The sequence below is a fragment of the Micromonospora sp. LOL_023 genome (assembly GCF_048060115.1).
In the GTDB taxonomy this organism is placed as follows: Bacteria; Actinomycetota; Actinomycetes; order Mycobacteriales; family Micromonosporaceae; genus Micromonospora_E.
Map to the genome: position 1 here is coordinate 22,498 of NZ_JBHMIM010000050.1, position 24,644 is coordinate 47,141.

At 69.5% G+C, this 24,644-nt stretch carries 13 protein-coding genes; 9 read left to right on the forward strand and 4 right to left on the reverse strand.

What is annotated here, in order from left to right; translation table 11 throughout:
• Nucleotides 1-84 precede the first annotated feature (84 nt).
• Genes ACFHVL_RS23780 through ACFHVL_RS23795 form a run of 4 tightly spaced genes read left to right on the forward strand, consistent with a single transcriptional unit; the run spans nt 85 to nt 16,182 of the window.
• Nucleotides 85-2,964 carry a helicase-related protein gene (locus ACFHVL_RS23780; RefSeq protein ID WP_416630648.1) on the forward strand — a complete coding sequence of 960 codons (2,880 nt, stop codon included), beginning with the start codon at nt 85-87 and terminating at the stop codon, nt 2,962-2,964.
• Complete coding sequence (locus ACFHVL_RS23785; RefSeq protein ID WP_416630649.1) at nt 2,961-7,694, forward strand: class I SAM-dependent DNA methyltransferase; 4,734 nt, start codon at nt 2,961-2,963, stop codon at nt 7,692-7,694. The genes ACFHVL_RS23780 and ACFHVL_RS23785 overlap by 4 nt, the downstream gene beginning before the upstream one ends.
• Nucleotides 7,691-14,038 (forward strand): DEAD/DEAH box helicase, encoded by a 6,348-nt coding sequence (locus ACFHVL_RS23790; RefSeq protein ID WP_416630650.1) that lies wholly within the window; start codon nt 7,691-7,693, stop codon nt 14,036-14,038. The genes ACFHVL_RS23785 and ACFHVL_RS23790 overlap by 4 nt, the downstream gene beginning before the upstream one ends.
• On the forward strand, nt 14,038-16,182 hold the full coding sequence (locus tag ACFHVL_RS23795; protein WP_416630651.1) for a UvrD-helicase domain-containing protein: 2,145 nt from the start codon (nt 14,038-14,040) through the stop codon (nt 16,180-16,182). The genes ACFHVL_RS23790 and ACFHVL_RS23795 overlap by 1 nt, the downstream gene beginning before the upstream one ends.
• Here the strand turns inward: ACFHVL_RS23795 and ACFHVL_RS23800 are convergent.
• Complete coding sequence (locus ACFHVL_RS23800) at nt 16,171-16,968, reverse strand: hypothetical protein (protein WP_416630652.1); 798 nt, start codon at nt 16,966-16,968, stop codon at nt 16,171-16,173. The genes ACFHVL_RS23795 and ACFHVL_RS23800 overlap by 12 nt on opposite strands.
• An 11-nt stretch (nt 16,969-16,979) precedes the next feature.
• Nucleotides 16,980-17,456 (reverse strand): hypothetical protein, encoded by a 477-nt coding sequence (locus ACFHVL_RS23805; RefSeq protein ID WP_416630653.1) that lies wholly within the window; start codon nt 17,454-17,456, stop codon nt 16,980-16,982.
• A 226-nt stretch (nt 17,457-17,682) separates the two neighbouring features.
• On the opposite strand from ACFHVL_RS23805, the gene ACFHVL_RS23810 reads away from it, so the two are divergent.
• Complete coding sequence (locus ACFHVL_RS23810; RefSeq protein WP_416630668.1) at nt 17,683-18,294, forward strand: NADH-quinone oxidoreductase subunit B; 612 nt, start codon at nt 17,683-17,685, stop codon at nt 18,292-18,294.
• A gap of 26 nt (nt 18,295-18,320) precedes the next feature.
• On the opposite strand, the gene ACFHVL_RS23815 is transcribed toward ACFHVL_RS23810, so the two are convergent.
• Nucleotides 18,321-18,719, reverse strand: a complete 399-nt coding sequence (locus ACFHVL_RS23815; protein WP_416630654.1) for a hypothetical protein — start codon at nt 18,717-18,719, stop codon at nt 18,321-18,323.
• A gap of 241 nt (nt 18,720-18,960) precedes the next feature.
• Here ACFHVL_RS23815 and ACFHVL_RS23820 point away from each other — a divergent pair, with 241 nt between their 5' ends.
• Nucleotides 18,961-20,217, forward strand: coding sequence for a DUF2252 domain-containing protein (locus tag ACFHVL_RS23820; RefSeq protein ID WP_416630669.1), 1,257 nt, complete (start codon nt 18,961-18,963; stop codon nt 20,215-20,217).
• 13 nt (nt 20,218-20,230) lie between these two features.
• On the opposite strand, the gene ACFHVL_RS23825 is transcribed toward ACFHVL_RS23820, so the two are convergent.
• Nucleotides 20,231-21,268, reverse strand: a complete 1,038-nt coding sequence (locus tag ACFHVL_RS23825; protein ID WP_416630655.1) for a glucose 1-dehydrogenase — start codon at nt 21,266-21,268, stop codon at nt 20,231-20,233.
• A gap of 86 nt (nt 21,269-21,354) precedes the next feature.
• Here ACFHVL_RS23825 and ACFHVL_RS23830 point away from each other — a divergent pair, with 86 nt between their 5' ends.
• From ACFHVL_RS23830 to ACFHVL_RS23840, 3 genes are read left to right on the forward strand one after another with little or no spacing between them, the layout of a single operon-like run.
• A complete protein-coding gene (locus tag ACFHVL_RS23830; protein ID WP_416630656.1) occupies nt 21,355-22,005 on the forward strand; it encodes an NADH-quinone oxidoreductase subunit C in 651 nt (216 codons plus the stop codon).
• On the forward strand, nt 22,005-22,970 hold the full coding sequence (gene nuoH, locus ACFHVL_RS23835; protein ID WP_416630657.1) for an NADH-quinone oxidoreductase subunit NuoH: 966 nt from the start codon (nt 22,005-22,007) through the stop codon (nt 22,968-22,970). Before ACFHVL_RS23830 ends, nuoH begins: the two co-directional genes overlap by 1 nt.
• Nucleotides 22,967-24,625, forward strand: coding sequence for a hypothetical protein (locus ACFHVL_RS23840; protein ID WP_416630658.1), 1,659 nt, complete (start codon nt 22,967-22,969; stop codon nt 24,623-24,625). Before nuoH ends, ACFHVL_RS23840 begins: the two co-directional genes overlap by 4 nt.
• Nucleotides 24,626-24,644 lie beyond the last annotated feature (19 nt).

A 24,644-nucleotide genomic window follows, 5' to 3' on the forward strand; every position in this document is an offset into this window, starting at 1 on the left:
GGCAGTTAGGCTTGCGAACTGGCGACAACGCGACTTGTCGGCGAACGTCTCATTTGTAACGACTCGAAAACGGAGAAAACACCTGTGACGGGATCGAAGCAAGACGTCCGCAGGTCGATCGCGCCGGGGTCGGTCGTCGTGATCCGCGACGAAGAGTGGCTCGTCGTCGCGACCGAGGAAACCGCCGACGGCACGTTGGTGCACGTTCAGGGCCTCGGCGATCTGGTCCGCGACACCACCGCCTCGTTCTACGACTCCCTCGACACGATCACGCCGCTGGAGCCGGCGGAGGCCACGGTCGTGGCCGACGACAGCCCGCGCTACCGCACCGCGCGGCTGTGGCTGGAGTCGACGATCCGCAAGACGGCCGTACCGCTCGGCACCCGGGCGTTGTCGGTCGCCACCCGTGGCCTGGCCGACGTGCTCAGCTACCAGCAGTCGGCGGTACGCAAGGCGCTGGCACCGGAGAACCTGCGACCCCGGATCCTGCTCGCCGACGCGGTCGGCCTCGGCAAGACCCTCGAAATCGGAATGATCTTGTCGGAGTTGGTCCGTCGGGGGCGCGGTGACCGGATCCTGGTGGTGACGCCTCGGCACGTGCTGGAGCAGATGCAGCACGAGCTGTGGACCCGTTTCGCGTTGCCGTTCGTCCGGCTGGACTCCGCCGGAATCCAGCGGGTGCGGCAGAAGCTGCCGGCGACCCGTAACCCGTTCACCTACTTCAAGCGGGCGATCATCTCGATCGACACGCTCAAATCCGATCGGTACGTCGCCAGCCTGCGCAAGCAGCGGTGGGACGCGGTGGTCATCGACGAGTCGCACAACCTGTCGAACACCGCGACGCTGAACAACCGGCTGGCACGGCTGCTCGCCCGCAACGCGGAGGCCCTGATCCTCGCGTCGGCGACGCCGCACAACGGCCGGGCGGATTCCTTCGCCGAGTTGCTGCGGCTGCTCGACCCGTCGGCGGTGCCACCCGACGGCACCCTCGACCGCGAGGAGGTGCGGCGGTTGGTGGTTCGCCGACACCGGCACAGCCCGGAGGTCGCTCAGGTCGTCGGCGCGGACTGGGCGAAACGGCAGGAGCCCAACAACGTGCTCGTGCCGGCCACGCCCGCCGAGGACGCCGTCGCCCGCGAGCTGGAGGAAGTCTGGCTGTGGCCGGGCAAGGGCGGCAGCCCGTACTCGGGTCAGAACGCGTCGCTGTTTCCGTGGACGCTCGCGAAGGCTTTCCTGTCGTCCCCGGCCGCGCTGCGGGAAACCATCGACGGCCGGCTCGGTCGGCTCGGGCACGACGACCGGGCCGACGTCGAGCGTCAGGCGCTGCGGCGGCTCGCCGCGCTCAACGAGCAGACCCTGCGCCAGCCGTCGGCGAAGTATACCCGCCTGGTCGCCCACCTGAAGGAGACCGGCGTCGGCCGGGGATCGCCGGCCCGCGCGGTGGTCTTCGCCGAACGGCTGGAGACGCTGCGCTGGCTGCATCGCAGCCTGCCGAAGGACCTCGGGCTGCCCGCCGACGCCGTCGAGATCATGCACGGCGGCCTCGCCGACGACGAGCAGCAGCGCATCGTCGAGGCCTTCAAACAAGAGAAGACAGCGGTACGGGTGCTCGTCACCGGCGACGTCGCCTCCGAAGGTGTCAACCTGCACGCGCAATGCCACGAGCTGGTCCACTACGACATCCCGTGGAGCCTGATCCGCATCGAGCAGCGCAACGGCCGAATCGACCGGTACGGGCAGAAGCACCCACCCCGGGTCACCGCGCTGCTGCTGGACCCGTCGAGCGAACGCTTCGCCGGCGACGTACGGATCCTCGCGAAGTTGGTGGAGAAGGAAGACCAGGCGCACACCGCGCTCGGTGACGCCGCCTCGCTGATGGGCTGCTACGACGTCAAGGGGGAGGAGAACGAGATCCGCGCGGTGCTCGCCGGACAGAAGACCCTCGACGACGTCGTACGGCCGGTCGAGAAGGTTGCCACCGGCAACGACCTGGCCGCGATGTTCAACCAGCTCTTCGACGCCCCCGCCGCGCCGGCCCCGCAGCAGACGGGCACCGTGGCCGACGTCGCCGATCTCGGCTCCGGCCTCTACCCCGACGACGTGTCCTACCTGGAGGACGCGCTGCAGGAGGCGTTCATCGAGCCGGCGGCCCCGACGAAGAACGGGGGCGTCGGCTGGCGCCGCGACGCCGCATTCGGCACCGTCGAGCTGACCCCGCCACCGGATCTCGCGCAGCGCCTCGACGTGTTGCCACAGTCGTACCTCGCCGACCGGCGGGTCACCGAACGACTCGTGTTGGCCACCACCGCGGCCCGAGGCAAGGACCGGCTCGCGGCGGCGTTGCGCGACGACAGCGACTCGACCTGGCCGGACGCACACTTCCTCAGCCCACTGCATCCGGTGCTGGACTGGGCGTCGGACCGGGCGTTGGCGGCACTCGGCCGCAACGAGGTCTTCGCCGTCCGGGGCGCCGTCGACGCGCCCACGGTGCTGCTGCTCGGCACGCTCACCAACCGGCGTGGGCAGATCGTCTCAGCGGCCTGGCTGACCGCAGAGTTCCCTTCGCCGGACGACCCGTCGTTCTCGCTGGTCTCCCCGCATGAGTCCGCCCGCGACGCGTTGCACGCCCTCGGCTGGGGCGCGGCCCGCAACAACCCGGGCCCGGTCGCCGACGTCGAGAACCTGCAACGCCTGGTCGCCCCAGCGGTGCACGAAGCCGAACGGCACCTGCGCACCGTGTTCGAGGCGGCAAAGAAGGACGTCGCCCAGCGGGTCGAGCAGTGGTCGCAGCGGCTGGACCGCTGGGACGTCGAAGCAGACGCACTCATCCAACGCAGCGACGTCAAGCTGCGCCGGGCCAGCGTCGAGCAGGAACGCGACATGGTGCAGGCAATGGCGCCCGATCGACAGCTCGTACGACCGCTGCTGCTGGTCGTCCCCGACATGGAAGGTGGCAAGCGGTGAGCGGCTCGGACGCGATCCTCGTCGGCGAAGGATGGATCTCGGAGCACTACTTCACCACTGAGGCCAAGGGCGAATCGTTCCGCGCCGAGGTCAAGAAGCGCCGCGACACTTGGGACGCTGAAGCCAAGGAAGGCCGACCGACCCCGAGGTCGCGCTTCACTGAGGCCCGGCAGACCCTGGAAACCGAGTTGGCGACCCTGGCCGAGCTGCTCGACCCGGCCGCCAGCGTCGACCTGCGAGACGGCCGTACGGCTGACGACGTCGCCGCCACCGTCCACGAGCGACTGATCGACGTGCTGGAACTGACCGGCCACGGCCTGGTCGTGCACCGCGACGGGCCGCTGCTGCGGGTCTCCTCACCCGGCATCACCGACCGGGCGCCGCTGGTCGTCGTCTCGGCCCGCCCGGTGGCCGCCGTCGAGGAACTGCTGACCCGCGACGCGGCCACGCTGCCCGAACCGGTGAGCCTCACCGAGGACACCGAGGAGCTGAAGTCCGTCGCCCGGTTGGTGTCCGCGTTGTTCGTCGCCGACGACGCCCCCGACCTGGTCCTGGTGCTCGCCGGCCGATGGGCGCTGCTCGCCGAGCGGGAACGCTGGGCCGAAGGCCGCTACCTCGCCGTCGACGTGCAGCTCGTCTGCGAACGCAACGACACCAAGAAGGGCGGGGAGATCGACCGGGCGCTGACCTGCCTCTCCGCCCAGTCGATCGCCCCGGACGCCGACGGCAAACTGTGGTGGCACGACATCCTCGCCGCCTCGGTCAAGCACACCGTCGGCGTCTCCAAGGATCTGCGCGACGGTGTCCGGCTCTCGATCGAGATCATCGCCAACGAGGTCGTCGACCGCCGCCGCGCCAAGGGCCTCCCACCGCTGCCGGCCAGCGAAGCGCAGCCGCTGGCCAAGCAGTCGCTGCGGTTCCTCTACCGCATCCTGTTCCTGCTGTACGCCGAAGCGTCCCCCGAGTTGGGCGTGCTGCCGGTCGGTGCCGGCGAATACGACCAGGGCTACAGCCTGGACCGACTGCGGGACCTGGTCCAGGTGGAGTTGGCCACCCCACGCGCCCGCAGCGGCACCCACCTCTACGAATCGCTCGGTGTGCTGTTCCGCCTGGTCGACAAGGGGCACCAGCCGGACGCAGTCGCCGCCCCGGAGACCGACGCCGAAGATGACGACGCACCGTTGGCCGCTGAAGGGCTGACCTTCAACGCCCTGCGCGCCGACCTGTTCCGCCCGGAAGCGACCGCCCACATCGACGCCGTCGGCCTGGGCAACGTCGCCCTGCAGCAGGTCCTCACCCACCTGCTGCTCAGCAAGGAGTCACGCGGCAAGGACCGAGGCTTCATCTCGTACGCCGAACTGGGCATCAACCAGCTCGGTGCGGTCTACGAAGGGCTGATGTCCTACACCGGCTTCTTCGCCGAAACCGACCTGTACGAGGTCGCCAAGAACGGCGACTCGTCCAAGGGCTCCTGGGTGGTGCCGACCAACCGGGTGGACGGCATATCCACTGCCGACTTCGTGAAGACCACCGACCCGCAGACCGGCGAGCGGAAGCCGGTGCTGCACCCGGAGGGCTCGTTCGTCTTCCGGCTCGCCGGTCGTGAACGCCAGCAGTCCGCGTCCTACTACACCCCCGAGGTGCTGACCCGCTTCACCGTCGGCCAGGCCCTGGAGGAGCTGCTCGACCAGGACGGCCGCACCACCAAGGCCGCCGAAATCCTGGAGATGACCGTCTGCGAGCCGGCGCTCGGCTCCGGTGCCTTCGCCATCGAAGCCGTCCGGCAACTCGCCGACCAGTACCTCAAACGCCGCCAAGCCGAGCTGGGCATCCGGATCGACCCCGACGAGTACCCGCGTCGCCTTCAGGAAGTCAAGGCGTACCTGGCGCTGCACAACGTCTACGGCGTCGACCTCAACGCCACCGCCGTCGAGCTGGCCGAAATCTCGCTCTGGCTGGACACCATGGTCGAAGGTCTCGCCGCGCCGTGGTTCGGCCTGCACCTGCGACGCGGCAACTCCCTCGTCGGCGCCCGCCGGGCCGTCTATCGACGCAACCAGGTCAGCGACAAGTCGTGGCTCGGCGCGGTGCCGACCGACCTGCCGCTGACCTCACTGGTCGAGGACATGGAGGCCGAACGCGTCGCCAGCGGCGGCATCCACCACTTCCTGCTGCCTGCCGACGGCTGGGGAGCCGCCGCCGACGCCAAGGAAGCCGCTGCACTCGCCCCCGAGGCCGCGAAGCGGCTCAAGTCGTGGCGTAGCAGCGTCAAGTCGAAGCCCAGCCAGCAGCAGGTCAACACCCTGGTCGAGTTGGCGCACCGGGTCGAGGTGCTCTGGCAGATCGCTTACCGCCGGCTGAGCATCGCCGAACGGGAGATCCGCCGGGCGATCCCGGTCTGGGAGGCAGGCGATCTGCCGGCCGGCGGTGGTGTGCAGCGGGAGCAGATCGAGGCTGCTCTCGCCGACCCCGATGGCGCCTACCAGCGGTTGCGCCGGGTGATGGACGCCTGGACCGCGCTGTGGTTTTGGCCGCTCACCGACGAGATCACCACGGTCGACGGGGCGCAGGTCGCGCCACCCACCGTCACGGAATGGCTCGCCGGTTTGCAGGCGCTGCTTGGACGCAGCCCCGAGCTGCGCAAGACCTCCCTGCCGCGTGAGACGCTCGCTGCCAGCGCGAGCTGGGACGAGCTGAACGAGGGTGAGAAGGTCGACCTCGGCTTCGCGAATGCCCTCCCCGTGGCCGACGCGCTGCGGAAACACCCATGGCTGGTGGTGTGTGAACGGGTTGCCGACCAGCAAGGCTTCTTCCACTGGAACCTCGACTTCGCCACCGTCTTCGCCCGCGGCGGCTTCGACCTCCAAGCCGGTAACCCACCCTGGGTCCGCCCTATTGTGGATATCCCTGCCCTGCTAGCCGAGGGTGATCCGTGGTGGCAACTTGCCGTCAAACCGACACAGATTGAGGTCCGTGACCGGCGCAAGGAAACCATAATCCTTCCTGGTGTTCGAGATCTAGTTGTCGATGGAGTAGTCGATGTCTGCTGTACTGCGGAGTTCGTTGGGTCGGCGCCATACTATCCGTATCTGAAAGGACTCCAGCCGGACCTTTATCGATGCTTTGTGGAGCAATCCTGGCGCCATGGATCAGCTCGTGGAGCGATTGGCCTCATTCATCTCGAATCACACTTTACGGACGAGAGGGCGGGTTTTCTGCGATCTGAGCTCTACCTCCGCCTTCGTCGTCACTGGCACTTCGTCAACGAGTTGATGCTTTTTGATATCATGCATCATAAGCATTTCGGTGTATCGGTGTATGGCGGACGCCGGGATGCGCCGAACTTCGTCCAGGCATGTTGGCTATATCATCCTGTCGTGGTTCTGCGATCGCTGGCGCACGACGGTCTTGGTACTGAGCCTGCGTTGAAAGATGACGAAGGTGGCTGGGATATGCGACCGCATCGATCGCGCATTACTAGTGTGGATGATGACACGTTACGCGACTGGCATGCTGCCCTAGAAAATGGCCAATCGCCGGTCCGGCATACTCGCATGGTATACACTCTAAATCGTGCAAGTGCTGGAGTTTTGGCGAAGCTTTCCCGTGTGCGCCGTATAGGTGACTATGGCTTTCGTTTCTCGTCTGGATGGCATGAAAAGAACGATCGCTCTAAGGGTTACTTTGAGTCTGGTTGGAGTGTGCCTCGATCCTGGGACGATGTCATCCTGCAAGGGCCACACCTCTTCGTTTCGACGCCACTCTACAAGACTCCTAACAAGACGCTACTGCACCACCAAGACTGGTCTTTGACGGATTTCGAGGCAATCTCGACTGGCGCTATACCGGCTACGGCCTACCGGCGATCCGGGGATCGTTACGACTACGACTGTGCCTACACTGACTGGGGTGACATCGATCACCCTGATCCTGCGCGGGACCATTACCGTATTGCCTGGCGTACGATGGCGTCTAATCAAAGTGAACGCACTTTTATACCGGGGATAATTCCCCCTGGCGCTAGTCATGTTGACGGCGTATTCTCCATGGGGTTGCTGGGTGGTGATGGGCGTGACTTGGTTATCGCTGCGGGCTATCTTTCGTCGCTTATTGCAGATTTTTGTGTCAAGATTGCACCTAAGTCCACGATTCGGGCAGGTGCAATATCGCGGCTATTCTGGGGTGAGTCCTCTCTGTTGGACAATGCTCTCCTCTTGCGAGTTCTGCGACTAAATGCAGTTACTGATGCCTACGCTGATCTCTGGGATCGTTGCTTCGATGTTGAGTTTTCCCATGATGCATGGGCCGGCGGATTTGAGCATCGACGGAGGGCCTCGATCGGGCAGGTCGGCCCAAAGTGGACGATGGATACGCCGCTTCGGATTGCCTCTGATCGAAGGCAGGCGCTCGTGGAAATCGACGCGCTGGTTGCCTTGGTGCTCGGCGTGGCCGCTGACGAACTGTGTTCGATATATCGAACACAATTTGCGGTCTTGCGTGGATTTGATAAGAATGTTTATATTTACGACCTGAATGGACGCCTGGTGCCTAACCGAGTGCTCGTTAGTTGGCGGGCCAAGGGTGACCGGATCACCGAGGAGGAGCGGACCGCGACCAACCAGGCGGGCAGCACGTACACGTACGAGCTGCCGTTCGTGACCCTGGACCGGGAGGCGGACATGCGGGAGGCGTACGCCCACTTCCAGCAGCTGCTGCGGGAGCGCACGTGAGCGAGCTGCTCCCCACTCACCAGGCGGACCGGATCCGGCACAGCCTCGTCGACTACCTGACGACGACGTTCGGGCTCACCGACGGCGACGCCCGCGACGGCCTGGACCGTTTCCTGTCCGACCCGGACACCGGCATGTTCAAAGGCCCGTACGTGCGGCTGCGACTGCCGTTCCGCCCCGCCGACGCCGGCTGGCGGGACACCCTCGAATGGTACGAAGGCTTCCCGCCGCCGTACGGGCATCAGGCCGCCGCGTTCGCCCGACTCGCCTCGGTGGCCGGCGGGCAGCCGCGCCGGCCGCTGCCGACCCTGGTCACCACCGGCACCGGCTCCGGCAAGACCGAGGCGTTCCTGGCGCCGATCCTGGACCACGTGCTGAGAGCCCGCCACGACGGGGTGACCGGCATCAAGGCGTTGATCCTCTACCCGATGAACGCCCTCGCCAACGACCAGGCGGCCCGGTTGACGAAGCTGCTCGTCGAGCAGCCCGACCTGGCCGAGGTGACCGCCGCGCTCTACACCGGGCAGGCCGGGGAGACCCGGCCGGCGGTGAGCGCCGACGGGCTGATCACCGACCGGGAGATCATCCGGGACACCGCGCCGGACATCCTGCTGACCAACTACAAGATGCTCGACCAGCTGCTGCTGCGAGTCGAGGACCAGGAGCTGTGGGGGCAGTCGGCGACCAGCCTGCGGTACCTCGTACTCGACGAATTTCACACCTACGACGGCGCGCAAGGCACCGACGTGGCGATGCTGCTGCGCCGGCTCGGCCTGGCCCTCAAGAGCCACTGGCGCGACGACGACCCAACCATCGACGACGCCGCGCGCAGCCGGCCGCTGGGGTTGGCGACCCCGGTGGCGACGTCGGCGACCCTCGGTGACAAGGGTGACCCGCTGGTGATGCTGGACTTCGCCCACACCGTGTTCGGTGAACGGTTCGACGCCGACTCGATCGTCACCGAGACCCGGCTCGACCTCGACGAGTGGGCCGCCGGAGCGGCCGACCAAATCGCCGCCGCCAACCTGGTCCCGGTCGATGTGAGCACGCTGGACGTGACGGCCGTGCTGGACGCCGTCGCCGACCTCGGCCACGACCCGACCGGCGAGCAACTCGCCCACGTCGTCCTCAGCCAGCTCTACGGCGTCGAACCGGAGCGGTTCGCTGGTGCCGATCCGCACCTGCTGCTCGCGCTCTGCCAGGCGCATCCGCTGGTGCACACCCTGGCCCGCGAAGCCGAACATGCCGTCGCCCTGGACGCCCTCGCCGAACGGGTCTTCGGCGTCGGCCACCCCGCCCGCGCCCAGGCGGTGCTGACGCACGTGATCGCCGCGCTCGGGCACGTCCGAGCGGTCGCCGGCCGTGATGCGCTCGCCGTGGACGTGCACCTGTGGATCCGGGAGCTGACCCGCATCGACCGGGCCGCCGCCACCGCCGCGCGGTTCCGGTGGAGCGACGACGGCCCGCCGGTCCCCGGCGGCGACGCCGAAGACACCCGGCCGTCCTTCCCGGCGATCTTCTGCCGGCACTGCGGCAGATCCGGCTGGGGGATCGGCCTCGCCCCGGTCGGCAACAGCCTCACCCCGGAAGACGACTACATCCGCCGCGACCATGCCGTCAAGGAGGGCCGGTTCCGGCCACTGCTGTACGCGCCGGCCGAAGCCGCCGCCAGCATCGACAGCGGCGAGCCCATCGACGGACTGGTGTGGTTCTCGATCCGCAGCCGGGAACTGCTCACCAGCGTCGCCGACGACGACCCGGAGCTGCGCGACGGCTGGATCCTGCCGGTGCTCACCAACCTCGGCACCGACGCCGACCAGCAGAGCCGCAAGGACACCTGCCCATCGTGTGGGCAGGAAGACGGCACCCGGTTCCTCGGCAGCGCGGTCGCCACGCTGCTGTCGGTGTCGCTGTCGACGCTGTTCGGCTCGCCGACCCTCGACGCCCGGGAGAAGAAGGCGCTGGTCTTCACCGACTCGGTGCAGGACGCCGCGCACCGGGCCGGGTTCGTCCAGGCCAGGTCGCACACATTGACGCTGCGGTCCGTGCTGCGGCACGCCGTCGCCGACGGGGAGCTGACCCTCGACGCACTCGTCGAGGAAGTGATCCGGCAAGCCGGCGACGACCCGTTCGCGCGCTACCGGGTCCTCGCCCCGGACTGCGCCGACCGGGAGTCCTTCGTGCAGTTCTGGCAGGCCGGGAAGCTGCGTGCGGTGCCCGCGAAGGTGCAGGCCCGGGTGCGTAAACGGCTCGCGCTCGACGCCGCGCTGGAGTTCGGGCTCAACTCCCGCACCGGCCGGACCCTGGAACTCACCGGCGCGGTCGCCGTCGAGGTCACCGCCGGTGAACCCGCCCGGATGGCCGGGACGGCCCGCGCCGTGCTCGACGGCACGTCCTGGCAGGCCGCGCTCGGCTCGACCGGTCCCGACGACGCGACGCTGGTGCGGTGGGTCCGCGGCCTGCTGGACCGGATGCGCGCGCAAGGCGCCATCGACCACCCGTGGTTCGACCACTACCGGGCCGAAGACGGCCGCGACTGGTCGATCTGGGGTGGGCGCCCCCGCAGCGACGGCATGCCGGCGTTCCCCCGAAACCGGCCCCGGCCCGCGTACCCGAGGGTCGGCGGCGGCGCGGGACCGGCCAACAGCGGACTGGACCCGGTGACCACCCCACAATCCTGGTACGCCCGGTGGACGTCCCGGGTGCTCGACGTCTCCCCGCTCGACGGCGGCCGGCTCGCCCGGCAGCTGCTCGACCGGCTCGCCCGCGACGGGATCCTCACCACGACGACCAGCGAATCCGGTGCCACCGTCTACGGGATCCCCCCGTCTGCGGTCGTCGTCGCGCCCGTCGACGAAGCCGACCTGGCCGCCGGCCGGCACCTGCTGGTCTGCGACACCTGCCGGGCCGTAACCCCGGGCACCGTTGACGTCGTCGCCCAGCTCACCGGCGCACCCTGCCTGCACGTGCGCTGCCGTGGGCATCTGCAGCCCGACCGGCTGAAAGACAACTTCTACCGACGGCTGTACGCCTCCCCGGACATGCGCCGAGTCGTCTCCCGGGAACACACCAGCCTGCTCGACGACAAGACCCGCCTGGCGTACGAAGACGGATTCCGCGACGCCGCGACCAGCCCACAGGCACCGAACGTCCTCGTCGCCACCCCCACCCTGGAGATGGGTATCGACATCGGCGACCTGTCGGCGGTGCTCCTCGCGTCGCTGCCCCGCACCGTCGCCTCCTACCTGCAGCGAGTCGGCCGCGCCGGCCGGCTCACCGGCAACGCGCTCAACCTGGCCTTCGTCACCGGGCGCGGCGAGCACCTGCCGAAACTCGGCGACCCGCTGTCGGTCATCGACGGAGAGGTGCGGCCGCCAGCGACCTACCTGGCAGCGGAGGAGATCCTGCGCCGCCAGTACACCGCTTACCTGGCCGACGGTTTCGCCCGCGACGTCGGCCGCCGCCACCCGAGGACCGCCGTCGGGGCGATCGCCTCGACCAACCCGGGCACCTTCCTCGGTGACCTGGTGTCGCACGCCGAGACCAGCGCCGACGAACAGCTGCCCCGATTCGTGGCCACCTTCGACCTGCCCGACGACGTCGTCGAGCGACTGCGCGACTGGCTGCGGCCGGTCAGCGGGCCACGGACCAGCGGCTTCGCCGCACACGTGCAGGACGCTAGCCGCCGCTGGCGGGACAACGTCGAAACGCTGGAACGCCGACGGACGAAGATCACCGAGCTGCTACCTGAACTCGAAGCGAAGACCGCGTCGCCGGCCGCCACCGACGACGACAAGCAGGCGTTGCGGTCGGCCACATCCGCCCTCGGACTGACCGGCGGACAGCTGGCCGACCTGCGCGGCGGCTACTGGATCAGCGTCCTCGAAGAGTACGGACTGCTGCCCAACTACACGCTGCTCGACGACACCGTGACTCTCGACGTCGGTCTGTCCTGGATGGATCCGGATACTCACACGTACACCTACGACCGGGCGCACTTCGCGCGCGGCTCCGCGCAGGCGCTCAGCGAGTTCGCCCCCGGCGCCACCTTCTACGCCCGTGGCTGGGAAATCGACATCGACGCCGTCGACCTCGGCATGGACGGCTCGGCGATCCGCAAATGGGCGTTCTGCCCCGCCTGCGGGTACGCCGTCGACGTCGCGCCGACCGGCCGCGAAGTGCCGGTCCCGGCCTGCCCACGCTGCGGCAGCACCGGCATCGGCGACACCGGGCAACGACTCGACGTGGTCGAGCTGACCCGGGTCTCCGCCGAAGTACGCCGCGACGAAGCCGCCATCTCCGACCGCAAGGACGATCGAACCCGCACCGGGTTTCTGGTCGTCGCCGCCGCCGACGTCGACCCGGCGAACGTCGCCCGCCGCTGGTTCGTCGAAGGCACCGGGCTCGGCTGCACCTATCTGCGTGTCGTCGACTTGCGCTGGATCAACCTGGGACTACGCGGCCACGGCACCACCCGCACGATCGCCGGCGAAGACCGGCAGGGGAACCTGTTTCGCGTCTGCTCCGGCTGCGGCAAGAAAGACACCGAAACCGGCCGCAACCGGCCGCACGAGCACCGGCCGTGGTGCCCACATCGGATGTCGCCCACCGAGAAGACCAGCACCATCGCGCTGTCCCGGACGCTGCGTACCCAAGGGTTGCTGATCCGGCTGCCGCACGCGGTCAGCATCGGCGACGACTTCGCCGTGCCCAGCCTCTCCGCCGCGCTGCTGCTCGGGCTCCGGGAACAGATGGGCGGCCACCCAGACCACATCCGGGTCGAACACGTCGTCGACCCCACCCTCACCGACGGCACCGACAACCACGACGCGATCCTGCTGCACGACGCGGTACCCGCCGGCACCGGCTACCTCGCCGAAACCGCAACCCCCGAGCGGCTACGCGAACTGCTCGTCCTCGCCTGGGACCGGGTCCGTGACTGCGAGTGCCGCCACGAAGACCGGCTCGCCTGCCACCGCTGCCTCCTGCCGTTCACCGACCCCGGGGCCGTGCGGCGAGTCTCCCGGGCATCGGCCGAACGGCACCTGCGTGCCCTGCTCGGGCTCGCGCCCGACGCCGAAACCGCAGAAGGGACGACCTGGACCGTGACCGAGGTGGCACCGCACGAGGAGCCCGAGTCGCATCTGGAACGCGCCTTCCACCGAATCTTCGTCGGCCGGCTGCGGCGAGCCGGCGCCGCCGTCTCCGAAGCACCCGGGCCGACCGGCAACGTCGTGCGGTTCACCCTGCCCGGCATGCACCGGCAGTGGACCCTCACCCCGCAAGCCAACGTCGTCGACTCCCGGCCCGACTTCCTGCTGGAAACCAACGACATGAACGTGCCCGCGGTCGCCATCTTCACCGACGGGCGGGCGTACCACGCCACCGCTGCCGCGAACCGGCTCGCCGACGACGCCGCGAAACGGGCCAACCTGCGCGACGCCGGATTCGTGGTGCTCGCCGCCACCATCGCCGACGTCGAACCCGGCGACCAGGGCGCCGCCCCGCCCTGGTGGTACAACCCCGACATGGCCGGCAACCTGATGAACATTCCGCAGCTGCAGGCGCCACCAGAGGCGTACCGCAGCCTTGGCCGAGGACCCGTCGACTGGCTCGTCGACTGGGTGTCGAACCCCCAACCGGCTGCGGTCCGGTCCGTCGCCCGCGCCGTACCGATGTTCCTGTCGGCCGGGGCGCAAGTGGTGCCTGTCGCCGACCCGGTCACCCCCGAAGAGTTGGCCCGTGCCGCCCTGCTCGACGAGCACCTGCCAGTCGGCGAGCGAAAGCTCTACCTGAACCGCCGAGGAGCACTCGCGGTCGTCGTGGAGATGCCCAGCGACATGCTCGTCAAGGTCGCCGTGGTCCTCGACGACCGCGACGAAGCACTCGACGACGCCCACGCCGACGCGTGGCGAGCATGGCTGCGGTTGTCCAACGCGCTGGCCCTGCGGGACTGGCCGACCGTCGTGACCACCACGAGCCTCGTCCGCACCGCCGTCGGCGACCCCGCCGACGAGCAGACCGGAACCGTACTCGGGCGCCCGGTCGGCGCCTGGGCAGACGTCTACGACGCCGCCGCGCCCGGCGAGGAACGACGACTCGTCGCCGCGCTCGCCGCGCACGACGGAATCGCCCCGCCAGTGGTCGGCGCGGAAGGCCCCGACGGCATCCCGCTCGACCTGTCCTGGCCCACCCTGCGGGTGGCCGTCGCCTTCGCCCAAATGTCCGCGCAGGATCGCGCCGACCTGGCCGAAGCGGGCTGGCGACTCGTCGAGCCCACCCCCGAACTCGTCGCCGAAACCGTCACCCGCACCCACGTCCTCGACCCCGCCGGAGAACGCTGATGCCGACGATCATCATGGGCAAGCTCGCCAACAAAATCGACGGCTCCGTGCGCGGCAAGGCCATGGCCTTCCTGCAGAAGCTCGGCACCGACGACGCCACGCCCGGCCTGCACGTGGAACCGATCCAGAAATCCGCCGACCCCCGGGTACGCACCGGGCGGGTCGACGAATTCTGGCGGGCAGTCATGTTCCGCCTCGACGGAGACGGCGAAACGCACTACGTCATCCACGGCATCTGGCCACACGACGACGCGATCGCCGTCGCCGGGCGCGTACGGCTGAAGGTCAACCCGATCAACGGCCTGCCGCAGATCGAGGAGATCGACCCCACGCCGCCCCCGCCTCCACCTCCGCCGCCGGTCCGGCCCGTCGCCAAACCGCTGCTGCTGCGGCTCGGCCACGACCAGACGGACCTGATCGAGGTCCTCGGCCTGCCCGCCGACGTCGTCGCCGACGCGATGGCCGCAGTCGACGAGGACGCCGTGCTCGACCTGGCACAGCGCCACGACGGCTGGGTCGGCACCATCCTCGTCGACCTCGCCGCCGGCGACACCGTCGACGCGATCGTCGCCCGGATGCAACTGGAGAAAACCGACCCGGCCGCCGACGCCGACGCCGACGTGCTGCAGTCACTCAAGCGCCCGGCAGCCGCGCTCCAGTACGCCTTCATCGGCGACCAGGAGGAGCTGCGCCGCGTCATCGAAGACGGCGACTTCGGCGCCTGGCGGATCTTCCTGCACCCCGAGCAGCGCCGGTACGTCGAACGCCGCTACAACGGCCCGTACCGGGTCTCCGGGGGCGCCGGCACCGGCAAGACCGTCGTCCTCGTCCACCGCGCCCGCTCGCTGGCCCGGCGTAACCCGCAGGCGCGGATCGTGCTGACCACCTTCACCACCAACCTCGCCGAAGCCCTCGGCGACAACCTCACCCAACTCGACCCCCAGGTGCCGCAGACCAAGACGCTCGGCCAGCCCGGCGTGTACGTGGCCGGAGTCGACGCGCTGGCCGCCGCCGTGCTGCGCGGCGCCGGCGGTGGGCTCACCGCCGCCATGCGGGACGTGCTCGGCGAAGAACGGTCCACCCCGGTCGCCAGGACAGCCGGCACCCGCTGGCGGGAAACGATCGAATCGACCGGGACGACGCTGCCACCAGAGCTGGCCAACGAGACCTTCCTCGCCACCGAGTACGCCCACGTCGTACTGCCCAACAAGATCCACGACGAGGCCGGCTACCTGCGGGTCCGCCGCCCCGGCCGAGGCGTGGCACTCGACCGCGCCAAGCGCGCGGCGGTGTGGGACCTGATCGCCGCGTACCGGGCACAGAGCCGCATCGACGGCAGTCTCGACTTCGCCGAAGCCGCAGCGGTCGCCGCCGCACACCTGACCGGCCAGCCCGACCGACCCGCCGACCACGTGCTGGTCGACGAGGGTCAAGACCTGTCGCCGACCCATTGGCAGCTGCTGCGTGCCCTCGTCGCCGCCGGACCGGACGACATGTTCATCGCAGAGGACTCCCACCAGCGCATCTACGGCGCCCGCACCGTCCTGTCCCGGTACGGCGTCGCCGTCGTCGGCCGATCCCACCGGCTGACCCTCAACTACCGCACCACCGCCCAGAACCTGAAGTACGCGTTGGCCATCCTCGACGGCGCCGAATTCGTCGACCTCGACGGCGACCGTGAAGCCACCGGCTACCGCTCCGCTCGGACCGGACCGACACCGGTCGTGGAATCCGCAGACTCCATCACCGACGAGCTGACGGCGATCGTCGGCACTGTGCGCCGCTGGCTCGACGAAGGCGCCGCCCCCGACACGGTCGCGGTCCTCGTCCAGGACCGATTCCACCGGGACCGCGTCGTCACCGCCCTCACCGACCAGGGCATCGACGCCCGCGCCGTCGACCGTGACCGGCCGCCGGCAGGCCGAGTGCCGGTGCTGACCATGCACCGGGCCAAAGGCACCGAATTCTCCAAGGTCGTACTCGCGCTCGGCAAACCGTCGCCGGCCGAACTCGCCAGGATGGAATCGTTGGATCCCGCAGACCGGGCCGACGCGGAACTGCGAGCCCGATCGCTGCGCTACGTCGCGGCGACCCGGGCACGTGACGAGCTGATGGTGGTCCGACGACCGTGGTCAGGTCAGTAGCGGTGCGTGCGGGGGCGGCACGACGATGTCGATGCGCTGCTCCAGCTTGTGGGGGGCGGCGAAGAACTCCACGTCGCTCACCGACTCCAGCTCGCGGACGATGGCCGGCGACCAGTCGTCTTGTGACCCGTCGAGGGCTGCGATGCGCTGCTGTTTGGGCACCTCGGAGAGGCTGAAGATGTGGTAGCAGCGCTCGGCGGCCTGCTCCTGGTCGCGTCCGCTCACCGCCTGCACGTACGCGGCTTTGTTGGCGGACGACACCTGCACGGTGACGGGCCGCTGCCGACCTGAGGTCAGTCGTACCGGTGCCTCGCGCCGCACCTGTCGACCGTCGTTGGTAGCCCACGCCTTGATGCGGGTGACGACTCTGTCCGGGAAGCGCACCGGCGGCTGCTTCACCGCCAGCCATCGCAGCTGGTCCACCCGCATCGACGCCTGCGCCACGGCGAGCACCAGCTCGCCCAACGCCTCCCTGGAGCCGTAGGTGGCCAACTCGCCGGGCACGGCGTCGAAGCCGTTCAGCCCGGACAGGCGGGCTGCTTCAGCGATCGCTTCCGCAGGGCGGCCGTGGTCGAAGTTGACACCAGCCATCGACAGCAGGGTGGTCGCCGTGGCCCGGTCGGAGACGCGGTAGCCGTCGCCAAGCGGTTCGACGAGCAGACGCACCGCGTCGCCGTCGCCGTAGGTGAGCGGCAGATCGATGAGCAGGCCGTCGCCGTATGGCTGGGTGATGCTCTGGTCGTTGACCGCCCGCAAGATCGCGCCTACGACGGTCTCGCTGTTCATCGCCACCCCCATCACGGCTCTACCCAGGTGAAGTCACTACCCAGTTCAACGAAGCACTCCGCCGCGAACGCTTCAAATATCGCACGGTGGACGCCTGGAGCGACCCGGGGCGCCAACGGCACCTCGGGGATGTCCGTGGGCTTGTACGCCACTTCGTCGCCTATCGCCGGCTCCGTCCGGTGCTTGTGGGTGCCCTCGATGGGCCGGTGCGTGTGGTTGACGCACAGCCGCCGAGCCGAGAAGCCGTCACGACCAGCGCCGACGAGGTACTGAAGGAAGGGCTCGCTCGGTCGTAGCGGATGGACCGTCATCCGCAGGACGCACGGCGCAAGGTGCTTGATGGCGATCCGGACCTGGACCAGGCCCTCCTTGTCGAGGCCGGGCTTCTGCCTCCAGGAGATGCCGCCGACTGTAGTTGCGAGGGCAGCAGGTGACAGGAGGCTACCGAGGTTCGCGTGCGTGGCTAGCGGGGAGGCTTGCCTGCTCAACGATGCTCACCGGTCCAGGGGGAGTGGCGGGGAGAGAATTGACCCTTGTCGGGCCAGCCGATCGTCAGGGTCGATCTGCCATAAGGTTACGGTACGACTACGCCTCGCCGTGGCCCACTATCCTGTCGCCTGTGGACGTGGCCCGACGGAATGCGCGGGCTCGGGGCAGGTGGTGTGGTTGACTGGGTGGCGCGTACGCGGAGCAGAGCCGAGGGGGTGGCGGGTGGTGCAGTTGCCGGCGGTGCTCGGTGAGCCGATCCGGTTCGTGCTGAACTGGGGTCGCCGCTACTCGCTGTGGGTGTTCAACTTCGGCCTGGCCTGCTGCGCGATCGAGTTCATCGCCACCAGCATGGGCCGGCACGACTTCATCCGGCTCGGCGTCATCCCGTTCGCCCACGGGCCGCGCCAGGCGGACCTGATGGTCGTCTCCGGCACCGTCACCGACAAGATGGCGCCGGCGATCAAGCGGCTCTACGACCAGATGCCCGAGCCGAAGTACGTCATCTCGTTCGGTGCCTGCTCCAACTGCGGCGGCCCGTACTGGGACTCGTACTCGGTGACCAAGGGCGTCGACCAGCTGATCCCCGTCGACGTGTACGTGCCCGGCTGCCCGCCCCGGCCCGAAGCGCTGCTGCACGGCATCCTGCGCCTGCAGGAGAAGATTGCCGCCGAGCGCTCCGGCATCGGCGGCGTACCCCGGCCCGACCCGCTCGTCTCCCCGGTGGACCTGGCCGCCGACCCGGCCACCGGCCCAGACAACCCGGGACCCGGCTCGCAGCCTGCCCGGCCCCGCAGCGTCGACGCCCTCACCACACCGGTGGTCCGCCGGCCGAGCTGAGCCGTCGAGCCGTCTACCCCAGCGTCTCAATCACCTGCCGGGGAGTAGGTCCTGCCGGCACCAATCGTAGTATTGGCCCCGCCCTCGTCCGGCAGCACCAGCGGCGACTCCTTGCGCCCTCCTTCAATTAGTGGCGAAACCGCGATGATGCGCACCTCGCCGGTCGCATCATTTCTCGGCAGCAGAGCCTTTCCGGCGGCGTCCGACCTTCCCGTCGCCAGGACCTGACCTCCTGGGTCCACCAACGACACTTTCGCATCCGGAACTCCCAGCGCGAAACAGTCGCCGCCGCCGCCGTCAGCGCAGACGCTGACCCACAGCTGCACATCGATGTTGGCCGCCTCATCAACCCCACAGCCGACTGTGCCCGCAACTACGAGCATGACCCCGACGAGGGAACTGAGCCTTGCCCACGATCCTGCCACCACAGCCTCCGATATAGACGATGACCGAGCTCGCCGGCATCTTGCCGGCAGAATCATCCTCCCGACTCCTTCGAACTCTGTCAGATATCGACCGGTCTCAACAACGAATGGTTCCTTGAGCTGATCCTGACCCGGCGCTTAGCACGCTCCTTGCCGGAGCGCGATAGCCTGCCCGGACGTGAGTGATTCTCAGCGCGCGACGCAGATCGTCGACATCCTGACCGCCGAGTTCGGTGAACTGATGGCCATCGACCCGGCCGCCTTCCGGCGCAAGTTCCGCAAGATGGCCGCCAGCCCGTTCGCGTTCTACCGGGGCAGCGCCTGCCTGTTCTACGCCGACCAGACCGAGCCCGACGGCCCGTTCAACGACGACAGCTTCTGCGACAAGCGGACCAGCCGGGTCTGGATCCACGGTGACCTGCACGCCGAGAACTTCGGCACCTACATGAACGGCTCCGGCGAGCTGGTCTTCAACGTCAACGACTTCGACGAGGCGTACGTCGGCCCGTTCCTCTGGGACCTGCGCCGCTTCGCCGCCAGCCTGGCCCTGATCGGCTACGCCAAGGCGCTCTCCGACGACGTCATCGGCACCCTGGTCCGCCGGTTCGCCACCGCGTACCTGACCGAGCTGCGGGCCATCGTGGCCGGTGGTGAGGAGGCGATCGGCTCGATCACCCTCGCCAACGCCACCGGCGTGCTGCGGCACGTGCTGCAGGAGGCCCGGCTCAACACCCGGGTCGCCCTGCTGGAGAACCTGACCACGATCAACGACTACGAGCGGCGGTTCATCGTCCGCGACGGGGTGTACGAGGTCGACGACGAGACCCGGGCCGCAGTGGTTGCCGCGTTCGACGACTACCTGGCCACGTTGCCGCAGCGGGCCGGCGGCGGCCGGGCGGTCGCCGCGCAGATCAAGGACATCGTGCTGCGCAAGGGTGTCGGCATCGGCTCGGCCGGGCTGCCGTCGTACAGCATCCTGCTCGAAGGCCACACCCAGGCGTTGGAGAACGACGTCATCGTCTACATGAAGCAGGCCCAGGTGCCGGCGGTCGCCCGGCACGTCGACGACGACGGCATCCGGTCCTACTTCCAGCATCAGGGCCACCGGACGGCCGAGTCGCAGCGGGCGTTGCAGGCGCACGCCGACCCGTGGCTGGGCTTCACCGAGCTGGGCGGCGTCGGCCAGCTGGTCGCCGAGGTGTCGCCGTACGCCGCCGATCTCGACTGGGCCGACGTCAACGAGCTGGCCGAGCTGACCGGTGTGGTCGCCGACCTGGCCCACTCGGTGGCCCGGATGCACTCGGTCGCCGACGACGAGTCCAGCCACGACCTGGTCGACTTTTCCACCGAGGAGGCGATCGTCGCGGCCGTCGACGCCGACGAGGCCGGGTTCGTCGCGGGCCTGGTCGACTTCGCCCACCGGTACGGGGCCCGCGCCCGCACCGACCACCGGATCTTCGTCGACCTGTTCCGCAACGGCCAACTGCCCTGGGTCTGAGGGGTCGAAACGGTCAGAACTCGATGACCGTCTTGATCCCGCTCTGCTCGGCGTACGCCTTCTCGTAGTCGTCCAGACCGTACCGGTGGGTGATCATGTCCATCAGCCAGTCGTGGTCGGCGTGGGCCAGCGCGTCGGCCGCCTGCTGCCAGTGCCGCCGGTTGGCGTTGACCGTGCCGAAGATGACGTTGTTCTTCAACACCAGGCAGCGGTTCAGCTCGTTGAGGTCCAGCTCGACGTGGTGCGCGCTGGCGTTGATCCCGGTCAGGCAGCCGATGCCGTTCGGGGCCAGCCTGTTGAACACCTCGCGTACCACCGGCGGCGCGCCGGTGCACTCGATGATGATGTCCGGGTCGAAGTCCAGCTCCGCGACCGGCACCGCGTGGTAGGTCGCACCCAGCCGGCGGGCCAGCTCCGGCTTCGGCCCGGACGTGCCGCGCGCCAACACGTGCGTCTCCAGGCCGCGCTGCACGCTCAGCAGCGCGGCCAGCAACCCGATCGGCCCGGAGCCGGTGACCAGCACCCGCTGTGGTGCCCAGAAGCCCCGCGCGCCGATCCGGTCGACGTGGTCCCACGCCTTGGCGACCACGCTGGTCGGCTCCAGCAGCACCCCGGCCAGCCCCAGCTCCGGCCGCAGCGGTACGGCGTACTCCGATGGGACCCGCCACCGCTGCCGGGCGAACCCGTCGACGCCCTTGATCCCGCACTCGGTGTAGCGTCCGTTGCTGCACAGATCCCACTCGCCGGCCGCACAGTACCGGCACGGCACCGGATCGGCGTGCCGGACGATCCCGGCCACCAGGTCACCCGGCTGCATCGCGCCGGTCGGGTCCTCGATCACCCGCCCCAGCGACTCGTGGCCGAGCACCAGCGTGTCCCGCCCGGCCGGCGGCTCACCGTAGTCACCGGCGAGGATCTCCGCATCCGTACCGCAGATGCCGACCGCGACCGCCTCGACCAGCATCTCGCCCTCGTCGCGCGACGGCTCCGGCGCGTCGTCGACGAGCCGCAGCGAATCGGCCTTGCCCGGGGTGACAGTCAATGCGCGCATACGGCAGAGAGTTCCCCGGCCGGCGGGACCTACACCGCGAAAGTCGGGCCGGGTTCCGCCCCTCCCACACCCTTAGGATCAGTGGCATGACCCCGGAGGAGATCGGCGCCCGACTGGTCACCCTGCTCGGCGCGGGGCAGCCGGAGCCAGCACACGACGTCCCCGCCACGGTCTCCGCAGGTGGCGGCCGCTACGCGCGGGCCACCGTCGACGTGCCGGTCGACAGCTGGCCGGCCGCGCTGCGCACCGCCCGCGACGACACCGACCTGGCCTGCGACTTCTTCGACTGGCTGTCCGCCGTCGACGAACTCGACGCCGGCTTCGCCATCGTCGCCCACCTGTGGTCGATCCGGCACCGGCACGGCGTACTGCTGCGGACCAGGGTGCCCCGCGACAACCCGCAGCTGCCGTCCGTGGTCGACATCTTCCCCGGTGCCGACTGGCACGAGCGGGAAACCCACGAGATGTTCGGCGTCGACTTCGTCGGCCACCCCGCCCTCACCCCGCTGCTGCTGCCCCCCGAGTTCGAGGGTCACCCGCTGCGCAAGGAGTTCGTCCTCGCCGCCCGGGTCGCCAAGCCGTGGCCGGGCGCGAAGGAGCCGGGCGAACCGGCCGGCGGTGGCGGGGGAGCCCGGCGGGCCCCGATGCGGCCACCGGGCGTACCGCTGCCGTCCGAATGGGGTCCGCAGGCTGCCAGGTCCGCGCGCGAGGCCGGCCCCGACGGGGGTACGCCCTGATGCCGCTCTGGTTGGAGTTGACGATCCGGGTCGGTGCCGTCCTCGTCGCGTTCCTCACCCTGCCGCTGCTCGTCGGGCAGCTGGAACACAAGGCGATGGCGCACATGCAGGGCCGGCTCGGCCCGATGTACGCCGGCGGCTTCCACGGCTGGGCGCAACTCATCGCCGACGGCGTCAAGTTCGTGCAGAAGGAGGACATCACCCCACGGGCCGCCGACCGGCCGGTTTTCCGACTCGCCCCGGCGATCGCCCTCGTGCCGTACCTGCTGGTCCTGCTCGTGATTCCACTCGGGCCGAACGACCTCGTCGGCCAGCCGCTCGACGTCGGCCTGTTCTTCGTCCTGGCCGTGATGGGCGTCGGCGTCGTCGCCGTGCTGATGGCCGCCTGGGCGTCGGCCAACAAGTACAGCCTGCTCGGCGGGCTGCGCGGCGCCGCCCAACTGCTCGCCTACGAACTGCCGCTGGTGCTGTCGGCCGCCAGCGTCGCGATGGCCGCCGGTACCCTGTCGCTGTCCGGCATCGTGCAGGCGTGGCAGCCGTGGTGGCTGCTCTGGCAGGCCCCCGCCCTGGTGGTGTTCTTCCTCGCCGGGATGGCCGAGATCCGCCGCCCCCCGTTCGACATGCCGATCGCCGACAGTGAACTCGTCTTTGGCTACCTCACCGAGTACACCGGGCTGCGATTCGCGTTCTTCCTGCTCGCCGAGTACGCCGGGATCGTCGTCATCGCCGCCCTGACGACCGTGCTGTTCCTCGGCGGCTGGCAGGGGCCGTTCGGCGACGACCAACTCGGCTGGCTCTGGACGCTACTGAAGGTGTTCGCCGTCGCATTTGTCATCATCTGGCTCCGGGTGTCGTTTCCTCGCCTACGGGAAGACCAGTTACAACGGTTGTGCTGGCTCGTACTGGTCCCGCTCGCCCTGGCCCAACTGGTGCTGACCGCCGGGGTAAAGGTCGCCACCGGGTGAGCGGACCGTCGCCGATCCGGGTCGCCCCTGGCGTCGTCCGTGGTGTGGCGCTCGGCGTCGTGCTGCTGGCCGGCGCGGCCGGCCAGCTCACCGTCTGGGCCGCCGGCAACTGGCTGTGGAACGACGAGACCGCGATCGCCATCAACCTGCGCCGCGACTTCCTCGCCCTGACCCGAGGGCTGGAGTTCCAGCAGGTCGCCCCGGTCGGCTGGCTCTGGCTGGAAAAATCGCTGCTGTACGCCTTCGGCGTCGACGAACGGGTCCTGCGGCTACCGTCCCTGGCCGGCATGCTGGCCGTCCTGATCCTCACCGCGGTCATCGCCCACCGGGCGGGCGGCCGGTGGGCGGCGGTCGTCGCGACCGCGCTGATCGCCACCGCGCCGATGATCCTCACCTACGTCGGCGAGCTCAAGCAGTACGCCGTCGAAGCGGCAGTCACCCTGGCCCTGCTGCTGCTCGCCGAACGGGTCGTGTCGTCTCTTCCGGCGCGTGCCCGGTGGACGCGAGTCGCGCTGCCGGTAGCCGGCTGGGTGGCGGTGACCCTGGTCGCGGTCTTCGTCAGTCTGACCGCCGTGCTGGCCCTCGCCGGTGCCGTCGCCGGAGCCGGCCTGGTCCTGGCGGTACGCCGCCGCTGGCGCGACGCCCTGCTGCTGGCCGCCGGTGCGGCCCCGGCGGTCGCCTTCGCCGGCTGGCTGATCCACCGCCGCCGCCAGTATCCGTTCATGCCCGGCCAGGCCGACTACTTCACCGGCGGCACCCCACCGGCCGAGGCCGGGCCGGCCGGGATCCTCGGTTGGCTGCCGCAGATGTGGGCCGGCTTCGTCACCGGCACCCTGCACTGGCACCACCCACTGCTGATCCTGGCCCTGCTGCTGGCCGGGCTGGCGGCACTGCTGTGGCGGGGGCGGCCGGTGTGGGCGGCCATGCTCGGCGGCGTACTGCTGATGGCGGTGCTGGCGGCGGCGGCCCGCGGGCTGCCGCTGGCCGACCGGGTCGCCACCTGGCTGATCGCCCCGACGGTGCTGCTGGTCGTCGCCGGCCTGGACGGTGCCGCCCGGCTGGCCCGGTGGCAGGCACTGCGGGCCGCGACAGGTCGGGGCCGGGCGGCCCGGGCGGCCCTGACGACCCTGGCTGTGCTGCTGGTCGCCGCCGTCGTGCCGGTGTACGCGGCACCGGCCGCGCAGGTCGCGTACCGGCAGGCGTTCGACCCGCTGGTCAAGGACGCCGGTCCGGCCGCCCTCGCCGACGTCGCCCGGCAGGTCCAGCCCGGCGACGTCGTGCTGTTCTACTGGTTCAGCTACCGGATGATCGAGTGGTACGGGCCGCAGTACGGGCTGGCACCGCGCACCGTGCGGCTGTACCCGGCCAGTCACGACAACTGCGACCCGCAGCGGCTCGCCGAATGGATCGGCGACGCCCGCCGCGTCTGGTACGTGCACGGCCGCAGCCTCACCGGCGAGCCGCGCGACTACCCACAGCGCGTCGCCGCCGCCCTCGCCGCGCACGGCACCATCGCAGCGGTACACACGTTCCCGCACGACCGGCGGGCCGGCTCGACCGGCAGCTGGCTGCTGGTCGACCTGACCGCCGGCCCCGACCCGCAGCCGCCGCCCGTCGAACCCAGCGAACACTTCCACTGCCTTGGCCGGTGGTGAACTCATGAGATCAGAAGCT